The organism is Pseudomonas sp. SF2 (assembly GCF_036858055.1).
Classification (GTDB): domain Bacteria; phylum Pseudomonadota; class Gammaproteobacteria; order Pseudomonadales; family Pseudomonadaceae; genus Aquipseudomonas.
This window is the reverse complement of record NZ_JAMBDI010000039.1, coordinates 114,750-133,800: the sequence shown is the minus strand read 5'-3', so window position 1 is coordinate 133,800 and position 19,051 is coordinate 114,750. Positions and strand designations below refer to the sequence as shown.

The following is a 19,051-nucleotide window of genomic DNA, read 5'->3' as shown; positions in this document are numbered from 1 at the left end:
CAAGCCCGCTCCCACATTTGTTGCAACGTGCCGAACCTGTCAGGCCATGGTGGCCAGCCTTGGTGGGTTGACTGGATTTCTGAGTTGGCATTGCTGCCGCATCACCTGCCTCAAGCCATGCCCCCCAGGCTGACAACGCCTCTCCCACAGGCATGGCCACGTTGCAACAAATGTGGGAGCGGGCTTGTCCCGCGAAGCGCCGCGCGGGCGGCGCTCGATCTCGCAGGCGCTACAACTTTCAGAGAGGACTAAGAATGGTGTCCTTGGCCTCGTCCAGCATCCCCGGGTAATCCAGGGTGTAATGCAGCCCGCGGCTTTCTTTGCGCTGCATGGCAGACAGGATCATCAATTCGGCCACCTGCGCCAGGTTGCGCAATTCGATCAGGTCGCGGCTGACCTTGTAGTTGCTATAGAACTCATCGATTTCGTCCAGCAGCAGGCGAATGCGGTGCTGCGCTCGCTGCAGGCGCTTGCTGGTGCGCACGATGCCGACGTAGTCCCACATGAAGCGCCGCAGTTCGTCCCAGTTGTGCGCAATGATCACATCCTCGTCCGAGTCGGTGACCTGGCTGGCATCCCAGCCGGGCAGGGCCTTGGGCATGGCCACTTCATCCAGGTGCGCCTGGATGTCGGACGCAGCGGCACGGCCATAGACAAAGCATTCCAGCAGCGAGTTGCTGGCCATGCGGTTGGCACCGTGCAGGCCGGTGAAGCTGGTTTCGCCAATGGCGTACAGGCCCGGCACGTCGGTGTGGCCACGGTCGTCGACCATCACCCCGCCGCAGGTGTAGTGCGCCGCCGGTACCACCGGGATCGGCTGGCGAGTGATGTCGATGCCAAACGCCAGGCAACGCTCGTACACGGTGGGGAAGTGGCTCTTGATGAAGTCGACCGGTTTGTGGGTGATGTCCAGGTATACGCAGTCCACGCCCAGGCGCTTCATCTCGTGGTCGATGGCGCGGGCGACGATGTCGCGCGGGGCCAGTTCTTCACGCGGGTCGAAGCGTGGCATGAAACGCTCACCATTGGGCAAGCGCAGGAGCGCGCCTTCGCCGCGCAGGGCTTCGGTGATCAGGAAGCTCTTGGCCTGTGGATGGTACAGGCAGGTCGGGTGAAACTGGTTGAACTCCAGGTTCGCCACCCGGCAGCCGGCCCGCCAGGCCATGGCGATGCCGTCGCCGCAGGCGCCATCGGGGTTGCTGGTATACAGGTAGACCTTGGCCGCGCCGCCAGTAGCCAGCACGGTGAAGCGCGCGCCGAAGGTGTCCACTTCGCCGGTGTTGCGGTCGAGCACGTAGGCGCCCAGGCAGCGCTCGCCGGGCAGGCCGAGGCGGCGTTCGGTGATCAGGTCGACCGCCACGCGTTGCTCCAGTAACTGGATGTTCGGGCGTTTGCGGGCCTGCTCCAGCAGCGTGGTGAAGATGGCTGCACCGGTGGCGTCGGCGGCGTGGATGATACGTCGGTGGCTATGGCCGCCTTCGCGGGTCAGGTGGAACTCGAAGCCGCCGTCGTCGACGCTGTAGTGCTCGTCGCGGGTAAAGGGCACGCCTTGCTCGATCAACCACTCGATGGCTTCGCGGCTGTGCTCGACGGTAAAGCGCACCGCCTCTTCATGGCACAGACCGCCGCCGGCATTGAGCGTGTCCTCGACATGCGACTGCACGGTATCGGTATTGTCCAGTACCGCCGCGACACCGCCCTGGGCCCAGAAGGTCGAGCCGTTGGCCAGGTCGCCCTTGCTGAGTACGGCGACTCGCAGGTGGCTGGGGAGGTTCAGTGCCAGGCTGAGACCGGCGGCGCCGCTGCCGATCACCAGGACATCATGTTGGAATTGTTGGCTCATGTCGGGACACTAGTATTCTTTGGAAGGGGCGCGGCACAATAGTCACGCGCCGATGGCATTGTGAAACTATCGTTAAAGCTGGCCGGGTTGCCTTTATAGCAGCCCCGGGTGGCCAATTTCCATGCCACTTGCCTGGTCGCGACAACCTTTGTGGGAACTTTCCGACATGGCCGGAAATCCTATGAAGGCTGCCCACGCGCCACAACATGCCGCGGCGACGCAGGGTGGCAGGCCCGTCCTGGCTGTCCCTGCGTACTCGAAACCTGATTATCGACGTAGCCGGCCGTGACCGCGCCGCGTCTTCCGTGCAAGCCGACCAAGGGCTGCAGGAAACTTGCTTGGAGGGGAGAACTTTTGCGCAAAGCCCGAGTCTATGGTTGCAAGCCTGAACGATGGCCGTTGCAGCGCTCCTTCGAGTTCACTGAGGAGTGTTCATGCTAACCCAGGAAGAGGATCAGCAGCTTGTAGAGCGCGTTCAGCGCGGTGACAGGCGAGCGTTCGATCTGTTGGTGCTGAAGTATCAGCACAAGATTCTCGGGTTGATCGTGCGGTTCGTTCACGACACCCACGAGGCCCAGGATGTAGCACAGGAAGCCTTCATCAAGGCCTACCGTGCGCTTGGCAACTTCCGCGGAGACAGTGCGTTCTATACGTGGCTGTACCGCATCGCCATCAACACGGCGAAGAACTACCTGGTGTCCCGTGGAAGACGGCCGCCAGACAGCGATGTGAGCTCCGAGGATGCGGAGTTTTATGACGGCGATCATGGTCTCAAGGATCTCGAGTCCCCAGAACGCTCCTTGTTGCGGGATGAAATCGAAGGCACCGTCCATCGCACCATCCAGCAGCTGCCTGAAGACCTGCGCACGGCACTGACCCTGCGCGAGTTCGACGGGCTGAGTTACGAAGACATTGCCAGTGTCATGCAATGTCCGGTGGGTACCGTGCGCTCTCGAATCTTCCGCGCTCGGGAGGCCATAGACAAAGCCCTGCAACCTTTGCTGCAGGAAACCTGAGACAGCGGCGACAGCCAAGAGAGGAACCGCCATGAGTCGTGAAGCTTTGCAGGAATCGCTGTCCGCGGTGATGGATAACGAAGCGGACGAGCTTGAACTGCGTCGGGTGTTGAACGCCGTAGACGATGCTGAAACCCGTGCCACCTGGTCGCGTTACCAGGTTGCCCGCGCAGCCATGCACAAGGAGCTGCTGCTGCCTAACCTGGATATCGCCTCGGCGGTGTCTGCAGCGCTGGCTGACGAAGCCGTGCCGGCCAAGGTCAAGAAAGGCCCATGGCGCAGCATTGGCCGCCTGGCGGTAGCTGCCTCGGTCACTCTGGCGGTGCTGGCTGGTGTACGCATGTACAACCAGGACGAGATCACTGGCGCCGAGCTGGCTGCCCAGCAACCTGCCCAGCAAGGCCTGAGTGTGCCACAAGCGCAAGGCCCAGCCGTTTTGGCAGGCTATAGTGAGAGCAGTGAGCAACCGACCGGGCCGATGGCCAACGGCGTGCTGCAGAACCAGGCCGGCTGGGATCAGCGTCTGCCAGGCTACCTGCGCCAGCATGCTCAGGAATCTGCGCTCAAGGGCACTGAAACCGCATTGCCGTATGCCCGCGCCGCCAGCCTGGAAAACCGTTAAGTAAGGAGGATCATGCGCGCGCTACCTCTCCTGTCGCTGCTGATTGGCAGCTGCATGACGGTGCCAGCATTGGCGGCCAATTCCTCGCCCGAGGCGAGCGAGTGGCTGAACAAGCTGGCACAGGCCGAGCAAAAGCAGAGCTACCAGGGCTCTTTTGTCTACGAACGCAATGGCAGCTTCTCTTCCCACGAGATCTGGCACAGGGTCGACGACGGCAAGGTCAGCGAGCGGCTGTTGCAGCTCGATGGCGCCGCCCAGGAAATCGTGCGCGTGGATGGCAAGGCAGAGTGCGTCAGCGGGGCCTTGGCAAGTGGTGTTACGACACCCCCGGACGCCGCGCCGCGTGTGCTTGATCCGCTGAAACTGATGGGCTGGTATGACTTGAGCGTGGCGGGCAAGTCACGGGTCGCCGGGCGCGATGCCGTGATCGTGACGCTCACCCCGCGCGACCAGCATCGCTATGCCTTCGAATTGCACCTGGACCGTTCTACCGGCCTGCCGCTGCGCTCATTGATGATCAATGACAAGGGGCAGTTGCTGGAGCGCTTCCAGATGACCCGCCTCGAAACCGACGAGCTGCCCAGCGACGATGACCTGCGCCCCAGCGCTGCGTGCAAGCCGGTGCAGCAGGTGGCTGCTGCCGGTAATGACAGGGTCGTCGGCTGGCGTTCGGACTGGCTGCCGCCAGGCTTCGAGTTGGTCAACAGCTCGGTACGCCGCGATCCGAAGCATGACAGCACGGTCAGCAGCCTGATGTATGACGATGGCCTGGCGCGCTTCTCGGTATTCCTCGAACCGGTGAAGGATGAGGGGGGTACTGACATGCGTACCCAGCTTGGCCCGACTTCGGCGGTTTCGCGTCGGCTGAACACGCCAAAGGGCAGGGTAATGGTCACTGTGGTCGGCGAAATTCCGCTGGGTACCGCAGAGCGCGTGGCGCTGTCGATGCGCCCTCAGGATGACCAGGCGCGCCAGTGATGGTGCGCTTTTGCGGGCCTGGTGTGCGGGCCATGCCAAGGCGCGCAGGCATGCCGCTGAAATGAAATTAAAGCATTGTCATTTGCAATCCTTCGGCAAATTTTCTATAGGTCAGGCTTCTTGGAGCCTGGCCTTTCCTGCTTTGCGCAGGGGCCTTTCTAAACTACCGCTCGTTGTGACGGGAGCCGTATGTCAATACCACGCTTGAAATCCTACCTATCGATGTTCGCCGCCGTGCTGATGCTCGGCCAGGTGCTCAGCGCCCAGGCCGAGGAAGCCCTGCCGGACTTCACTACCCTGGTCGAGCAGGCCTCGCCAGCCGTGGTCAACATCAGTACCAAGCAGAAGCTGCCGGACCGCCGCATGGCCGCCGGGCAGATGCCCGACCTGGAAGGCCTGCCGCCGATGTTCCGCGAGTTCTTCGAGCGCAACATGCCGCAGCAGCCGCGCTCGCCGCGTGGCGACCGCCAGCGCGAGGCCCAGTCGCTGGGTTCGGGCTTCATCATTTCCAGCGATGGCTACGTGCTGACCAACAACCACGTGGTAGCCGATGCCGACGAGATCATCGTCCGCCTGTCGGACCGCAGCGAGCTGCAGGCCAAGCTGGTCGGCACCGACCCGCGCACCGACGTGGCCCTGCTCAAGGTCGAGGGCAAGAACCTGCCGACCGTCAAGCTGGGTGACTCCGAGAAACTCAAGGTGGGCGAGTGGGTGCTGGCCATCGGTTCGCCGTTCGGCTTCGACCATTCGGTGACCAAAGGTATCGTCAGCGCCAAGGGCCGTACCCTGCCTAACGACACCTACGTACCGTTCATCCAGACCGACGTGGCCATCAACCCGGGCAACTCCGGTGGCCCGCTGTTCAACATGAACGGTGAAGTGGTGGGTATCAACTCGCAGATCTTCACCCGTTCCGGCGGTTTCATGGGCCTGTCGTTCGCCATCCCGATCGACGTGGCGATCGACGTTTCCAATCAGCTGAAGAAAGACGGCAAGGTCAGCCGCGGCTGGCTGGGCGTGGTGATCCAGGAGGTCAACAAGGACCTGGCTGAATCGTTCGGCCTGGACAAGCCGGCTGGCGCCCTGGTGGCCCAGGTGCTGGAAAACGGCCCGGCAGCCAAGGGCGGCCTGCAGGTGGGTGACGTGATCCTGAGCATGAACGGCCAGCCGATCATCATGTCGGCCGACCTGCCGCATCTGGTCGGCAGCCTCAAGGATGGTGAAAAGGCCAAGCTGGAGATCATTCGCAACGGCAAGCGCCAGAACCTCGACATCAGCGTTGGCGCACTGCCGGACGACGATGCCGACATCGCTGCCGGCGCCGAAGGCAGCGCCGAGCGCAGCAGCAACCGCCTGGGCGTTTCGGTAGCCGATCTGACCGCCGAGCAGAAGAAAGCCCTGGAGCTCAAGGGTGGCGTGGTCATCAAGGAAGTCCAGGATGGCCCGGCCGCGATGATCGGCCTGCGCCCGGGTGACGTCATCAGCCACCTGAACAACCAGGCCATCGGTTCGGCCAAGGAATTCACCGAAATCGCCAAGGAACTGCCGAAGAACCGTTCGGTGTCGATGCGCGTGCTGCGTCAGGGCCGTGCCAGCTTCATTACCTTCAAGCTGGCTGAATAAGCGGCTTCGCAAGGAGAAAAGGGGCAGCTTCGGCTGCCCTTTTTCATGAAAGTTCACAATTCAGGGGCCAATGCTGTGTACAGCCCGATAGAGGAATCTCCCATATCCCGGCAGCTTAAGGTACAATTCCCGGCTATTTTTCGGCGGGCGTCCGGCTCGCAGCCTTTTCGAGTGTTGACCCGTGAGTGATTTGAGTCATATCCGCAATTTCTCCATCATCGCCCACATCGACCATGGCAAGTCGACGCTGGCCGACCGTTTCATCCAGATGTGCGGTGGCCTGTCGGCACGCGAGATGGAAGCCCAGGTGCTCGATTCCATGGACCTGGAGCGTGAGCGCGGTATCACCATCAAGGCCCACAGCGTCACGCTCAACTACAAGGCGCAGGACGGCAAGGTCTACCAGCTGAACTTCATCGATACCCCCGGCCACGTCGACTTCACCTACGAAGTCTCGCGCTCGCTGGCGGCCTGTGAAGGCGCGCTGCTGGTGGTGGACGCCGGCCAGGGCGTCGAGGCCCAGTCCGTGGCCAACTGCTACACCGCCATCGAGCAGGGCCTGGAGGTCATGCCGGTACTGAACAAGATGGACCTGCCCCAGGCCGACCCGGATCGCGTCAAGGACGAGATCGAGAAGATCATCGGCATCGACGCCACCGACGCCGTGGCCTGCAGTGCCAAGAGCGGCATGGGCGTGGACGAGGTGCTCGAGCGCCTGGTGCAGACCATCCCCGCGCCGGAAGGCGATATCGAGGCGCCGCTGCAGGCGCTGATCATCGACTCCTGGTTCGACAACTACCTGGGCGTGGTCTCGCTGGTGCGCGTGCGCCACGGCCGCGTCAAGAAAGGCGACAAGATCCTGGTCAAGTCCACCGGCAAGGTGCACCTGGTCGACAGCGTGGGCGTGTTCACCCCGAAACACACCCAGACCGCCGACCTGAAAGCCGGCGAAGTGGGCTTCATCATCGCCAGCATCAAGGACATTCACGGTGCCCCGGTCGGTGACACCCTGACCCTGTCCAGCACCCCTGAGGTCGAGGTGCTGCCAGGCTTCAAGAAGATCCAGCCGCAGGTTTACGCCGGCCTGTTCCCGGTCAGCTCCGACGACTTCGAGGACTTCCGCGATGCGCTGCAGAAGCTGACCCTGAACGACTCGTCGCTGCAATACATGCCGGAAAGCTCCGACGCCCTGGGCTTCGGCTTCCGTTGCGGCTTCCTCGGCATGCTGCACATGGAGATCATCCAGGAGCGCCTGGAGCGCGAATACGACCTGGACCTGATCACCACTGCGCCAAGCGTGATCTACGAGCTGGAACTGAAAACCGGCGAGACCATCACCGTCGACAACCCATCGAAGCTGCCAGACGTCTCGGCGGTCGCCGATTTCCGCGAGCCGATCGTCACCGCCACCATCCTGGTGCCGCAGGAGCACCTGGGCAACGTCATTACCCTGTGCATCGAGAAGCGTGGCGTGCAGCGCGACATGCAGTTCCTCGGCAGCCAGGTGCAGGTGCGCTACGACCTGCCGATGAACGAAGTGGTGCTGGACTTCTTCGACCGCCTCAAGTCCACCAGCCGTGGCTATGCTTCGCTGGACTATCATTTCGATCGCTACCAGTCGGCCAACCTGGTCAAGCTGGACGTACTGATCAACGGCGACAAGGTCGATGCCCTGGCATTGATCGTGCACCGCGACAACGCGGCCTACAAGGGCCGTGCGTTGACCGAGAAGATGAAGGAACTGATCCCTCGGCAGATGTTCGACGTGGCGATCCAGGCAGCTATCGGCGGCCAGATCATTGCGCGGACAACCGTCAAGGCGCTCAGAAAGAACGTACTGGCCAAGTGCTACGGTGGTGACGTCAGCCGTAAGAAGAAACTGCTGGAGAAGCAGAAGGCCGGTAAGAAACGCATGAAACAGGTGGGCAACGTGGAGATTCCACAGGAAGCCTTCCTCGCCGTGCTCAGGTTGGATAGCTAGGTCCTATGTCGCTAAATTTCCCGCTGTTGCTAGTCATCGCCGTCTTCGTCTGCGGCTTGCTGGGCTTGATCGACCTGCTGTTCCTGGCCCCGCGCCGGCGTGCGGCAATCGCCAACTACCAGGGCAGCGTCAGCCAGCCCGAGATGGCGGTGGTCGAGCGCCTGGGCAAGGAGCCGCTGCTGGTGGAGTACGGCAAGTCGTTCTTCCCGGTGCTGTTCATCGTGCTGGTGCTGCGTTCGTTCCTGGTCGAGCCTTTCCAGATCCCTTCGGGGTCGATGAAGCCGACCCTGGAAGTGGGCGACTTCATCCTGGTGAACAAGTTCTCGTACGGCATTCGCCTGCCGGTGATCGACAAGAAGGTCATCGAGGTGGGTGACCCGCAACGCGGTGATGTGATGGTCTTCCGTTACCCGAGCGACCCGAACGTCAACTACATCAAGCGTGTGGTCGGCCTGCCAGGCGACGTGGTGCGCTACACCAACGACAAACGGTTGTTCGTCAACGGCCAGCCGATTGCCGAACAACTGGTGGGCACCGAGCCGGGCACCCTGGGCAGCGCCGAGCTGTACAAGGAAAAGCTCGGCGAGGCCGAGCACCTGATCCGCAAGGAAATGAGCCGTTACCGCATGCCGCCGGACCAGCAATGGACCGTGCCGGCAGGCCATTACTTCATGATGGGCGACAACCGCGACAACTCCAACGACAGCCGTTACTGGGATGACCCGAACATCCCGAAGGAACTGCACGGCATGGTTCCGGACCGGAACATCGTCGGCAAGGCCTTCGCGGTGTGGATGAGCTGGCCAGAGCCCAAGCTCAGCCACCTGCCCAACCTGTCGCGGGTTGGTCTGATCCATTGATACCCATCGGCGCTGGCCAGCAGGCAGCGCCGAATGCATTTCTGACATAGGCTGTGTTCTCAGGGATCGGGAGATTCGTCGCAAATCGCGGCGGACCACAGCCAAACAGTCTTTCAGGATGTTGATTTGAACAACGCGTTGAACAACGAACGGGTGGCTGCATGAGTGCTCCCCTTGCCCGTCTGGAGCGAAAGCTCGGTTATACCTTCAAGAACCAGGACCAGATGCTCCTGGCACTGACCCATCGCAGCTACGCCGGGCGCAACAACGAGCGCCTGGAGTTTCTCGGTGACGCCATTCTCAACTTCGTCGCCGGCGAAGCGCTGTTCGAGCGCTTCCCGCAGGCCCGCGAAGGCCAGCTGTCGCGCCTGCGTGCGCGCCTGGTCAAGGGGGAAACCCTGGCCCGCCTGGCCCGTGGTTTCGACCTGGGTGATCACCTGCGCCTGGGTTCGGGCGAGCTCAAGAGCGGTGGCTTCCGCCGCGAGTCGATCCTGGCCGACGCCCTGGAGGCGCTGATTGGCGCCATCTACCTGGACGCCGACATGGAAACGGCGCGGGAGCGCGTGCTGGCCTGGCTGGCCGATGAGTTCGAAGGCCTGACCCTGGTCGATACCAACAAGGACCCCAAGACCCGCCTGCAGGAGTTCCTGCAGTCGCGCAGCTGTGAGCTGCCGCGTTACGAAGTGGTGGATATCCAGGGCGAACCGCACTGCCGGACCTTCTTCGTCGAATGCGAAGTGGTGCTGCTGAACAACAAGAGCCGTGGCCAGGGCGTTAGCCGGCGTATCGCCGAGCAAGTTGCCGCCGCGTCTGCACTGATCGCCCTGGGCGTGGAGAATGGCAATGACTGATAGCAACCCGACCCGCTGCGGCTACGTGGCCATTGTCGGCCGCCCGAACGTGGGCAAGTCGACCCTGCTCAACCACATCCTCGGCCAGAAGCTGGCGATCACCTCGCGCAAGCCGCAGACCACCCGCCACAACATGCTCGGCATCAAGACCGAGGGTGACGTGCAGGCGATCTACGTCGATACCCCCGGTATGCACAAGGCCAACGACAAGGCCCTGAACCGCTACATGAACCGCAACGCCTCGGCGGCCCTGAAGGACGTCGACGTGGTGATCTTCGTGGTCGACCGCACCAAGTGGACCGACGAGGACCAACTGGTACTGGAGCGCGTGCAGTACGTGACCGGCCCACTGATCATCGCGGTCAACAAGACCGATCGCATGGAAGAGAAGGCCGAACTGATCCCGCACTTGCAATGGCTGCAGGAGCAGTTGCCGAACGCCGAAGTGATGCCGATTTCCGCACAGCAGGGGCACAACCTCCAGGCGCTGGAAGCACAGATCGCCAAGCACCTGCCCGAGAACGATCACTTTTTCCCGGAAGACCAGATCACTGACCGCAGCAGCCGCTTCCTGGCCGCCGAACTGGTGCGCGAGAAGATCATGCGTCAGCTGGGTGCGGAATTGCCGTACCAGATCACCGTGGAAATTGAAGAATTCAAGCAGCAGGGCCACGTGCTGCACATTCACGCGCTGATCCTGGTCGAGCGCGACGGCCAGAAAAAGATCATCATTGGCGACAAGGGCGAGCGCATCAAGCGCATCGGCTCCGAGGCGCGCAAGGACATGGAAGTGCTGTTCGACTCCAAGGTCATGCTCAACCTGTGGGTCAAGGTGAAAGGCGGCTGGTCCGACGACGAGCGCGCCCTGCGCTCGCTGGGCTACGGCGACCTCTAAGCAATACTATTGGGGCTGCACAGCAGCCCCAATATGCAGTTTACCGAGCCACAGGGAGCCAGTGATCTTCCATGGAACAACCTGTCGGCCAGCCAGCCTACGTGCTGCACAGCCGTGCCTACAAGGAAACCAGCGCGCTGGTGGACTTCTTCACCCCGCAGGGCCGCATGCGCGCCGTGCTGCGCCGCGCGCGTGGCAAGGGTGGCAGCCTGGTACGGCCGTTCGTGCCGCTGGAGCTGGAGCTGCGCGGGCGTGGCGAACTGAAGAATGTCGGGCGGATGGACAGCGCCGGCATCGCCGCCTGGCTGCATGGCGATGCCCTGTTCAGCGGGTTGTACCTCAACGAACTGCTCATGCGCCTGCTGCCCGCCGAAGCGCCTTTCCCGGCGCTGTTCGAGCACTACACCCTGACCTTGCAGGCCCTGGCCGCCGGTCGCCCGCTGGAGCCGCTGCTGCGCTCTTTCGAATGGCGGCTGCTGGATGAGCTCGGTTATGCGTTTTCGTTGCACCACGACGTCAATGACCAGCCGATGGTGGCCGACGGCCTGTACCGCTTGCGTGTGGATGCCGGCCTGGAGCGGATCGAGCTGGTGCAACCCGGGCTGTTTCGCGGTACCGAACTGCTGGCCCTGGCCGAAGCCGACTGGGATGCCCCCGGCGCCTTGCTAGCCGCCAAGCGCCTGATGCGCCAGGCGTTGGCCGTTCACCTGGGGGCAAAACCACTGGTCAGCCGGGAACTGTTTCGCAAGCGCTGATCACGACGTATGCTGTGGGGCTCAATCTTCAGGAGAGCCTTTCGTGACTCACAGCAACCGCATGCTTCTTGGCGTAAACATCGACCACGTGGCGACCCTGCGCCAGGCCCGGGGCACGCGTTACCCTGATCCGGTCAAGGCTGCCCTGGATGCCGAGGAAGCAGGCGCCGATGGCATCACCGTGCACCTGCGTGAAGACCGCCGGCACATCCAGGAGCGTGACGTGGTACTGCTCAAGGATGTGCTGCAGACCCGCATGAACTTCGAGATGGGCGTCACCGAAGAGATGATGGCCTTTGCCGAGAAGATTCGCCCGGCGCACATCTGCCTGGTACCGGAAACCCGTCAGGAACTGACCACCGAAGGTGGCCTGGACGTGGCGGGCCAGGAGGCGCGGATCAAGGCGGCGGTTGAACGCCTGTCGCGTACCGGTGCCGAAGTGTCGCTGTTCATCGATGCCGACGAGCGGCAGATCGAGGCATCGCGCCGGGTTGGTGCGCCAGCCATCGAGCTGCACACCGGGCGCTACGCCGATGCCGAAACCCCGACCGAAGTGGCCGAGGAACTCAAGCGTATCGTCGATGGCGTGGCGTTTGGCGTGGGGCAGGGGCTGATCGTCAATGCCGGCCACGGGTTGCATTACCACAACGTCGAGGCGGTGGCGGCGATCAAGGGCATCAATGAGCTGAACATCGGTCATGCGCTGGTGGCGCATGCGCTGTTCGTCGGCTTCAAGGCCGCAGTGGCCGAGATGAAGGCGCTGATCGTGGCGGCTTCGCGCTAACCGCTGGTCGCCTGTACCGGCCTCTTCGCGGGTAAACCCGCTCCCACAGGTACCCTACAGGCCTGAGGCGTGTGCGATCCCTGTGGGAGCGGGTTTACCCGCGAAGAGGCCGGCTCAGGCAGCCGATCAATCGGCAGGAAACACCAGGGTAAAGCGGGTAGGCCCCAAGGGGCTGCTGCTAACCTCGACCCGCCCGCCATGCAACTGCATGATCGATTTCACGATCGCCAGCCCCAACCCGGTCCCACCCTCCAGCCGCGAGCGCCCCGAGCCCACCCGGTAAAACCGCTCGAACAAGCGCGACTGATGCTCTTGAGCAATACCAGGCCCCTGGTTTTCCACCGACAGCCGAACTTCGCTGCCCAGGCGCTCGATGCGCAGCTCCACAGGCTTGCCATCGGGACAGTGCCGAATGGCATTGCTCAACAGGTTCGACAATGCCCGCTGAAACATCAGCCGATCACCCTGCGCCGTCCCCCAGCCCTGAACACGCAATTCAATCCCTTTCAGCTCGGCACTGAAGGCAAACAGCTCGACGACCCGCGCAGTCTCGTCGGCCAATGCCATGGGCTTGAGGGCAACCTGGGCCTGGGGTTGGCTGACCTGGGCGAGAAACAGCATGTCGTTGATGATGCGGTTGAGCCGGGTCAGCTCTTCGATGCTGTCTTCCAGCACTTCCCGGTAATTCGCGTTGTCCCGTTCGCGGGCCAGCGTCACTTGCGCCTTGCCCATCAGGTTGCTCAACGGTGTGCGCAGTTCATGGGCCAGGTCGTCAGAAAACTGCGACAGCTGGCTGACACCCTGGTCGAGGCGGTCGAGCATCACGTTGATGCTGCGGGCCAGCTCTGCCAGCTCCAGCGGCAGACCGGTAGCGGGCAGGCGATGTTGCAGGTCCTGGGCCGACACCTGGCCGGCAATGCGCCGGAAGTGCCGCAGTGGTTTCAGGCCGCGCTGCATCAGCCACCAGGCGCCGGCACCGATCAGCAGTAACAGCAGCGGCAGCGCGAGCAAGGTGGAGTGCAGGTAGGCCTGTAGCAGGGCGTTGTCGTCGGCGCGGTTGAGCGACATCATCACCTTGACCGGGGTGTCGTCGCGCAGGCGCATCAGCCGGGTCGCGGTGAGTATCTGGTTGCCATTGCTGTCGCGCCACGCATGAAAGGCCAGGCGGGCCTCGGTGCGCAGCTCGCCAACCTGCGATTCCAGTGCTGGCCCCAGGCTGAGCAGGTGCGGGTGGCGGCTTTCGAGGGCCAGCACGCTGAGGCTGAGGTTGTCGTGCCCCATCACCAGGTCGAGCAAAGGATGGGCGCGGGTGCCCAGGTCTTCGCTGCGCAGGTCTACGCGCAGGTTGTGCTCGACCTGCAGCATCTTGCGCGCCAGGTCCTTGCGTGCGCGGCTGTCCAGTTCGTGATCGAGGGCAAACACGGCCAGGCAGGCCAGCAGCATCACCAGTGCGGCGCCCATCAGCGTCATGCTCAGGCCCAGGCGCAGTGACAGGCTGGCGTTTTTCAAAAGCGTGCCTCGAGCACGTAGCCGACGCCACGCAGGGTATGGATCAGCTTGTTGTCGAACGGGTCGTCGATCTTTGCCCGCAGGCGCCGGATCGAAACCTCCACCACATTGGTGTCGCAGTCGAAGTTCATGTCCCACACCAGCGAGATGATCTGGGTGCGCGACAGCACCTCGCCGGTCTGGCGCATCAGCAGGTGCAGCAGGGCGAATTCCTTGGCGGTGAGGTCGATACGCTGCCCGGCACGGTAGGCACGGTGGCGGCCGGGGTCCAGCTCCAGATCGGCGACGCGCAGGGTGCTGGGCTGCAGTTGCTGGTCGTTGCGGCGCAGCAGGCTGCGGATGCGTGCCAGCAGTTCCGGGAACTCGAAGGGTTTGAGCAGGTAATCGTCGGCACCCAGGTCCAGGCCCTTGACCCGGTCGGCCAGGCGGCCGTGGGCGGTGAGCATCATGATGCGCGTGGCCGATTCGGCGCGCAGCCGCTGCAGCACGGTCCAGCCATCGATTTCGGGCAGGTTGACGTCGAGGATGACCAGGTCGTAGGGCTGCTGGCGGGCCAGGTGCAGGCCGTCGGTGCCGGTGTGGGCGCAGTCGATCGCGTAGCCGTTCTCGCGCAGGCCCTGTTGCAGGTAGTCGGCGGTACGCAGTTCGTCCTCGATGATCAGTAGGCGCATGGGTGGGCTCGGTGTGATGAAAGGGGGCGATTCTCGACCCTGTAGTGGCATCAGGGTCAAGGCGCAGGATGTTACGGCATGAGTAAGGGCGCGCGGCGCAGATAACGGATTTGTAATGCTGCTGTTATCTGGCTGTCTGTTGCGGCCCTTTCGCGGGTAAACCCGCTCCCACAGGAACTTACAGACGCTGAAATCTGTGCAGTTCCTGTGGGAGCGGGTTTACCCGCGAAGAGGCCAGCACAGACAACACAGGGCCACATTGCAAGACTGTAATCCCCGCCTCACCTTGCCGTTAGCTAACCCTCGCTAGGATGGACCTGTCTGATCGGTTATCACGAGGCAACCACGATGAACCTGACCAAGTACCTGCTGTTGGCCACCCTTGCCCTGGGCAGCGCCAGTGTTTATGCCGAGGGCGGCGCGGAACGTTCGAAACAATTCTGGCAAGCGTTCCGCGAAGACCAGCAGCGCCTGTACGGCGACAAGCAACAGGCCGTTGTCGAGCGTGAGCGTAAAGCACAGGAGAAGGCCCGCGAGTTGGCCAAGGACTGAGTTAACAGCACCTGCGCCGTGACAGCTCCTCGGCGCAGGTGTATTCAGGCGCCCATCCGGGCGCTTTTTTTATTTGCGCGCCAGCAGGGTGGCGCGGCGTGGGGCCGGCAGGCCTTCGATGGTCTTGCTGTGGTCGTTCGGGTCAAGGAAGTCGCCCAGTGACTGGTAGCGCATCCACTCGGTGCTGCGCTGTTCCTCTACGCTGGTCACGCTGACATCGACGCAACGCACATCGCTGAAACCGGCACGGCGCAACCAGCGCGCCAGGGCCGGCACCGACGGCAGGTACCAGACGTTGCGCATCTGCGCGTAGCGGTCCTCAGGTACCAGCACCTGGTTTTCGTCACCCTCGATCACCAGGGTTTCCAGCACCAGTTCACCACCTTTGACCAGGCAGTCCTTGAGCGCCAGCAGGTGCTCGATGGGTGAGCGGCGGTGGTAGAACACACCCATGGAAAACACCGTGTCGAAACCTTCGAGGTTGGCCGGCAGGTCTTCCAGGGCGAACGGCAGGTGCCAGGCGGGCAGCTCGGGCAGGTACTGCTGTACGGCCTGGAACTGGCAGAAGAACAGCCAGTTGGGGTCGACGCCAATCACCATGTCGGCGCCGGCACCGAGCATGCGCCACTGGTAGTAGCCGTTGCCGCAGCCCACGTCGAGCACGCGCTTGCCCTTGAGATCCAGGTGCGGGCCAACCCGGGACCATTTCCAGTCCGAACGCCATTCGGTGTCCACATGCACGCCGAACAGGTCGAACGGCCCTTTGCGCCAGGGCGACAGGCCCATCAGTGCCTGGCGCATCTGTGTGCGGGTTGCGTCGTCGCAATCGCAGTCCAGGCGCAGCCCGTTGACCAGGTCGATTTCGCTTGGCTGCAGGGCGGGCAGGGCCTCCAGCGCACCGCGCCAGCGGTCGAGGTCACCGTGGCCCTTCTCCAGCTTGGCTTCCAGTTGCGCTTGCAGGCCTTGCGACCAGGAAGCCAGGGGCGTACCCGCCAGGCGGCGGACGAGGGGAGACAGATCGATCATGGCAGGGCTATCAAAGAGGCGAAGTTAAGGCATTGGAACCAAGGCACCACCTTCGAGAAGCCGGCTGCGCGCAGGCGCGCCTGGTGGGCTTCGAGGGTGTCGGGCCTCATCACGTTCTCGATGGCGCTGCGCTTCTGGGCAATTTCCAGTTCGCTGTAACCATTGGCACGTTTGAAGTCCAGGTGCAGTTCATTGAGCAGGTCCTGCTGTTCAGCATCGGCGAAGCACAGTTTTTCCGAGAGGATCAGCGCGCCACCGGGCAACAGCGCCTGGCGGATGCGGCCGAGCAGCGCCAGGCGCTGGTCGGGGGCGATGAATTGCAGGGTGAAGTTCATCGCCACCACCGAGGCGGGCTCGAAGGGCAGGGCCAGGATGTCGGCTTCCAGCACCTGCACCGGCAGCAGTTCCTGGAACATCGAGTCCTGGGCGGTGAGGTACTGACGGCAACGCTCGACCATGGCTGCGGAGTTGTCCACGGCAATCACCCGGCAGCCGTCACTGCGCACATGGCGACGCAGCGACTGGGTAACGGCCCCCAGCGAAGCACCCAGGTCGTACAGCGCGGTATGCGGCTGGGCAAAACGTGCAGCCAGCACGCCGAGGTTCTCGACGATGGTCGGATAGCCCGGCACCGAGCGCTTGATCATGTCCGGGAACACGCGCACCACATCCTCGTTGAAGACGAAGTCGGGCACCTGCTCCAGGGGCTGGGCGAAAAGGCGGTCGGGTTGTTTGCTCACGGCAGGCTCGATACAGGGTGAAACGGAGGCGCATTTTAGCCAAAGGCCACGCGTCTTGCCATGGCAATGCTACGAGAGGGCTGGACAGTTAGCCCAGCATAAATCGAAGTTTCCCACATCGATACGTTATCAAAGCGACAGTATCGAGGCCGACGAAGAAACAAAATTCAAGCGCATGACTGTGCATGCTGTAGTCAATAGCTTGAGGTGAGTAATGGCTGTCGCAACTGACTTGGAAAAATGTACCGTAGATGAAATGGATCCGCTTAGCAAAGTTAAAATGCTACCGGAGCGCTATTTTGAGTTTCTTGAAAGCCGGCTGAGCAGTGGTCAGCAAGCAGGGGGCTTGTTGACTGCGGAGAACCTGAAAGCAATAAAAAGGTACGCCAATGTGGTGAGTCAGTTGCCGCGTACCTTGGGTCAGGTCGAGAAGGAAGTTGATTACGCAGCCTTGGGGCTGGACGCTGCGCTTGTGTATGAACTTTATCGTGCGCTACACAGGCATATCGATGAATGGGACAAACTCGAGCGTAGCGTCAAGCAACTGGGCCCGGAAATCGAGCTGTTCGCTGAGAGCCTGGTTCAGCGTGGTGGCACCTTGTTGAACAACCTGGAAAGCAGCGATGTATTTCTGACGATCAAGAGAGCCAGGGCCGAACAAGGTGACGACGTGTATATCACGGCGTTGAGTGAAGAGGAGCAGGCGCAGCTAAAGAGTGTGCTGGCACCCGGCATTACCGAATTGGTAAGGGAAATCGAAGGCACTCGGCGCCGCATCGATGAAGTGGACGCCCGCGCCAATTGGTTCAATAGTGAAATCAAGCGCGAGATCAAGCCGCGCCTGGGGCGCTTGATCGCGCATTTCGATGAAAAGGCTTCCAGTGAAGTCATCATGCAAAAACGGCAGCAACTCGATGAATGGGATGAAAAGATCGATCAGCTGGCGTCTGATTATTCTACCAACGTGGGCTATGCATTCACTGGTCTTTGGTTCGGACCGATTGGGGTCGCCGTGACCGGCGGCGTCTTCGGCTCGAAAGCCGAAAGCATTCGTGCAGAAAAGAATGCACTGATCGAAAAGCGTGATGAGCTGACGCAAGAAATGGCAAAGCTCTTGCCAGCCCTCCAAGACTTCGAGCGTATCTCGACATTGGTCAGGGATTTGCAATTCAGGTGCAAGGACCTGTCATCGGCAACCCGGCGTCTGGCGGATGTCTGGTTGTTCCTGGCCTCGTATGCCAACAATTCGGTAAACGAAGCAAACGAGTTGAAGGATATGAACCAGTTGGAGGCGTTCGTTCATGATTTTTCGGAAGTTATCAAGCCCTGGACAAAGATAGGAAGCATCTGCCACACGCTGTCTGAACTGTTTGATGAACTCGTTGAAGAGTATGAGGATGCCTGACATGGACGTAATAGATATTAAAGCCGCTGTACCCGATTTTGTACGCATGCAGCAAGTGCAAGATCAGATATTCAGCCTTGTAGACGCATGGGGCATGAAAGTGCTCCCGCGGGCGCGTGAGCAACTTGGTGATTTGCGAACACTGTTGCTTGCGGTCGAGCGTTCTTTCAAGGAAAGCCTGATAGGCGCTATCGTGTTGCTGGAGGATCGGCAGTTTGTTTCGAGCCAACCAGGCGCTGATCCCCACCACAGACTTGCAACTGTTCTGAATCGTCTGAGTCAGCTTCACTCGGTATTGGCCAGGCAAAATCAGCGCTTGGAGCTCTTCTCGTTAGCCACCTTGATTGAGTTACTGCCGGAACTCGAAAGCCGCGTCGACCTGCATAGGCAACAAGTCGTGGCATTCGATGAGCGTTTGGCTGAACTGCGGCAAAAACAGTCAGATATTGTCGCGGCTATCGAGGTGTTGGAAAAGCCTTCTGTTGCCAGTGCCTTGAAGGGGCTGATACCGAAAGATGACGACATTGACCAGATAGCAGGCTTGATCACGGATCCGAAAATCGATTTGAGTGTGATCAAGGCAGCAACACAAAAGCTGCGCGAGCATGCCGATGTGCTGGAGGGGGTCAAGACATTCAGTGACTTGAGTGACGCCTGCAGCAGGCTTGATGCAAGAATCGAGGGGGCGCTGAGTGACCGGCGGCATGTTCAGCAAACCTTGGAAAGCACCTTGGATGAGCGCGATGCCGTCAAGGCGTTGGTCCGGGTCGAGCCACTCAAGAATGAGTGGCTGCAAGAGCTTCGCAAGTTGGAACTGCAGTGGCAGGCTCAAGCTGCAAAGCTCGACCCGACGATGGCGTTGCCGGATGGCACGGCCGCTTTGCAAGAGTTCTGCGAATATCTGATGGTGGTTCAGATGGCGTATGACCGCAGCTGATTG

18 protein-coding genes are annotated in these 19,051 nt (G+C 61.8%); 13 read left to right on the top strand and 5 right to left on the bottom strand.

The window, feature by feature from the left end:
* Positions 1-238 precede the first annotated feature (238 nt).
* Complete coding sequence (gene nadB / locus M2S36_RS20860) at positions 239-1,843, bottom strand: L-aspartate oxidase (RefSeq protein ID WP_207832998.1); 1,605 nt, start codon at positions 1,841-1,843, stop codon at positions 239-241.
* Between the two features lie 434 nt (positions 1,844-2,277).
* On the opposite strand from nadB, the gene rpoE reads away from it, so the two are divergent.
* The 10 genes from rpoE to pdxJ all read left to right on the top strand — a co-directional run bounded on the left by rpoE (position 2,278) and on the right by pdxJ (position 12,208).
* Entirely contained in the window at positions 2,278-2,859 is a 582-nt protein-coding gene (rpoE, locus tag M2S36_RS20855; RefSeq protein WP_003252049.1) for an RNA polymerase sigma factor RpoE, read from the top strand.
* Between the two features lie 31 nt (positions 2,860-2,890).
* Positions 2,891-3,481 carry a sigma-E factor negative regulatory protein gene (locus tag M2S36_RS20850; protein ID WP_063913177.1) on the top strand — a complete coding sequence of 197 codons (591 nt, stop codon included), beginning with the start codon at positions 2,891-2,893 and terminating at the stop codon, positions 3,479-3,481.
* A gap of 12 nt (positions 3,482-3,493) precedes the next feature.
* Positions 3,494-4,459 (top strand): MucB/RseB C-terminal domain-containing protein, encoded by a 966-nt coding sequence (locus tag M2S36_RS20845; protein WP_207832996.1) that lies wholly within the window; start codon positions 3,494-3,496, stop codon positions 4,457-4,459.
* A gap of 222 nt (positions 4,460-4,681) precedes the next feature.
* Positions 4,682-6,082 carry a DegQ family serine endoprotease gene (locus M2S36_RS20840; protein ID WP_370464236.1) on the top strand — a complete coding sequence of 467 codons (1,401 nt, stop codon included), beginning with the start codon at positions 4,682-4,684 and terminating at the stop codon, positions 6,080-6,082.
* Positions 6,083-6,263: 181 nt separating this feature from the next.
* Complete coding sequence (lepA, locus tag M2S36_RS20835) at positions 6,264-8,063, top strand: translation elongation factor 4 (RefSeq protein ID WP_025340425.1); 1,800 nt, start codon at positions 6,264-6,266, stop codon at positions 8,061-8,063.
* 5 nt (positions 8,064-8,068) lie between these two features.
* Positions 8,069-8,923: a signal peptidase I gene (lepB, locus tag M2S36_RS20830; RefSeq protein ID WP_063913173.1), complete on the top strand. Its 855-nt coding sequence runs from the start codon at positions 8,069-8,071 to the stop codon at positions 8,921-8,923.
* A gap of 161 nt (positions 8,924-9,084) precedes the next feature.
* Positions 9,085-9,774, top strand: a complete 690-nt coding sequence (gene rnc / locus M2S36_RS20825) for a ribonuclease III (RefSeq protein WP_003258487.1) — start codon at positions 9,085-9,087, stop codon at positions 9,772-9,774.
* A complete protein-coding gene (era, locus tag M2S36_RS20820) occupies positions 9,767-10,669 on the top strand; it encodes a GTPase Era (RefSeq protein WP_063913172.1) in 903 nt (300 codons plus the stop codon). The genes rnc and era overlap by 8 nt, the downstream gene beginning before the upstream one ends.
* Positions 10,670-10,740: 71 nt before the next feature.
* A complete protein-coding gene (recO, locus tag M2S36_RS20815; protein WP_207832994.1) occupies positions 10,741-11,424 on the top strand; it encodes a DNA repair protein RecO in 684 nt (227 codons plus the stop codon).
* 61 nt (positions 11,425-11,485) lie between these two features.
* The gene (gene pdxJ / locus M2S36_RS20810; protein WP_153670549.1) at positions 11,486-12,208 is read left to right on the top strand and encodes a pyridoxine 5'-phosphate synthase; all 723 of its coding nucleotides are present in this window, start codon (positions 11,486-11,488) and stop codon (positions 12,206-12,208) included.
* 126 nt (positions 12,209-12,334) lie between these two features.
* Here pdxJ and M2S36_RS20805 read toward each other — a convergent pair whose 3' ends face one another.
* Positions 12,335-13,717, bottom strand: a complete 1,383-nt coding sequence (locus M2S36_RS20805; RefSeq protein ID WP_207832992.1) for a heavy metal sensor histidine kinase — start codon at positions 13,715-13,717, stop codon at positions 12,335-12,337.
* Positions 13,714-14,388 carry a heavy metal response regulator transcription factor gene (locus tag M2S36_RS20800; RefSeq protein WP_207832990.1) on the bottom strand — a complete coding sequence of 225 codons (675 nt, stop codon included), beginning with the start codon at positions 14,386-14,388 and terminating at the stop codon, positions 13,714-13,716. Before M2S36_RS20800 ends, M2S36_RS20805 begins: the two co-directional genes overlap by 4 nt.
* A gap of 348 nt (positions 14,389-14,736) precedes the next feature.
* Here M2S36_RS20800 and M2S36_RS20795 point away from each other — a divergent pair, with 348 nt between their 5' ends.
* A complete protein-coding gene (locus M2S36_RS20795; RefSeq protein WP_207832988.1) occupies positions 14,737-14,940 on the top strand; it encodes a hypothetical protein in 204 nt (67 codons plus the stop codon).
* Positions 14,941-15,009: 69 nt separating this feature from the next.
* On the opposite strand, the gene cmoB is transcribed toward M2S36_RS20795, so the two are convergent.
* Both cmoB and cmoA read right to left on the bottom strand, forming a co-directional pair.
* Positions 15,010-15,966 carry a tRNA 5-methoxyuridine(34)/uridine 5-oxyacetic acid(34) synthase CmoB gene (gene cmoB / locus M2S36_RS20790; protein WP_207832986.1) on the bottom strand — a complete coding sequence of 319 codons (957 nt, stop codon included), beginning with the start codon at positions 15,964-15,966 and terminating at the stop codon, positions 15,010-15,012.
* The gene (cmoA, locus tag M2S36_RS20785; protein WP_207832984.1) at positions 15,963-16,706 is read right to left on the bottom strand and encodes a carboxy-S-adenosyl-L-methionine synthase CmoA; all 744 of its coding nucleotides are present in this window, start codon (positions 16,704-16,706) and stop codon (positions 15,963-15,965) included. The genes cmoB and cmoA overlap by 4 nt, the downstream gene beginning before the upstream one ends.
* Before the next feature lie 214 nt (positions 16,707-16,920).
* Here cmoA and M2S36_RS20780 point away from each other — a divergent pair, with 214 nt between their 5' ends.
* Positions 16,921-18,111 (top strand): alpha-xenorhabdolysin family binary toxin subunit A, encoded by a 1,191-nt coding sequence (locus M2S36_RS20780; RefSeq protein WP_207832981.1) that lies wholly within the window; start codon positions 16,921-16,923, stop codon positions 18,109-18,111.
* A gap of 1 nt (position 18,112) precedes the next feature.
* Complete coding sequence (locus tag M2S36_RS20775; RefSeq protein ID WP_207832979.1) at positions 18,113-19,048, top strand: alpha-xenorhabdolysin family binary toxin subunit B; 936 nt, start codon at positions 18,113-18,115, stop codon at positions 19,046-19,048.
* Positions 19,049-19,051: the final 3 nt, after the last annotated feature.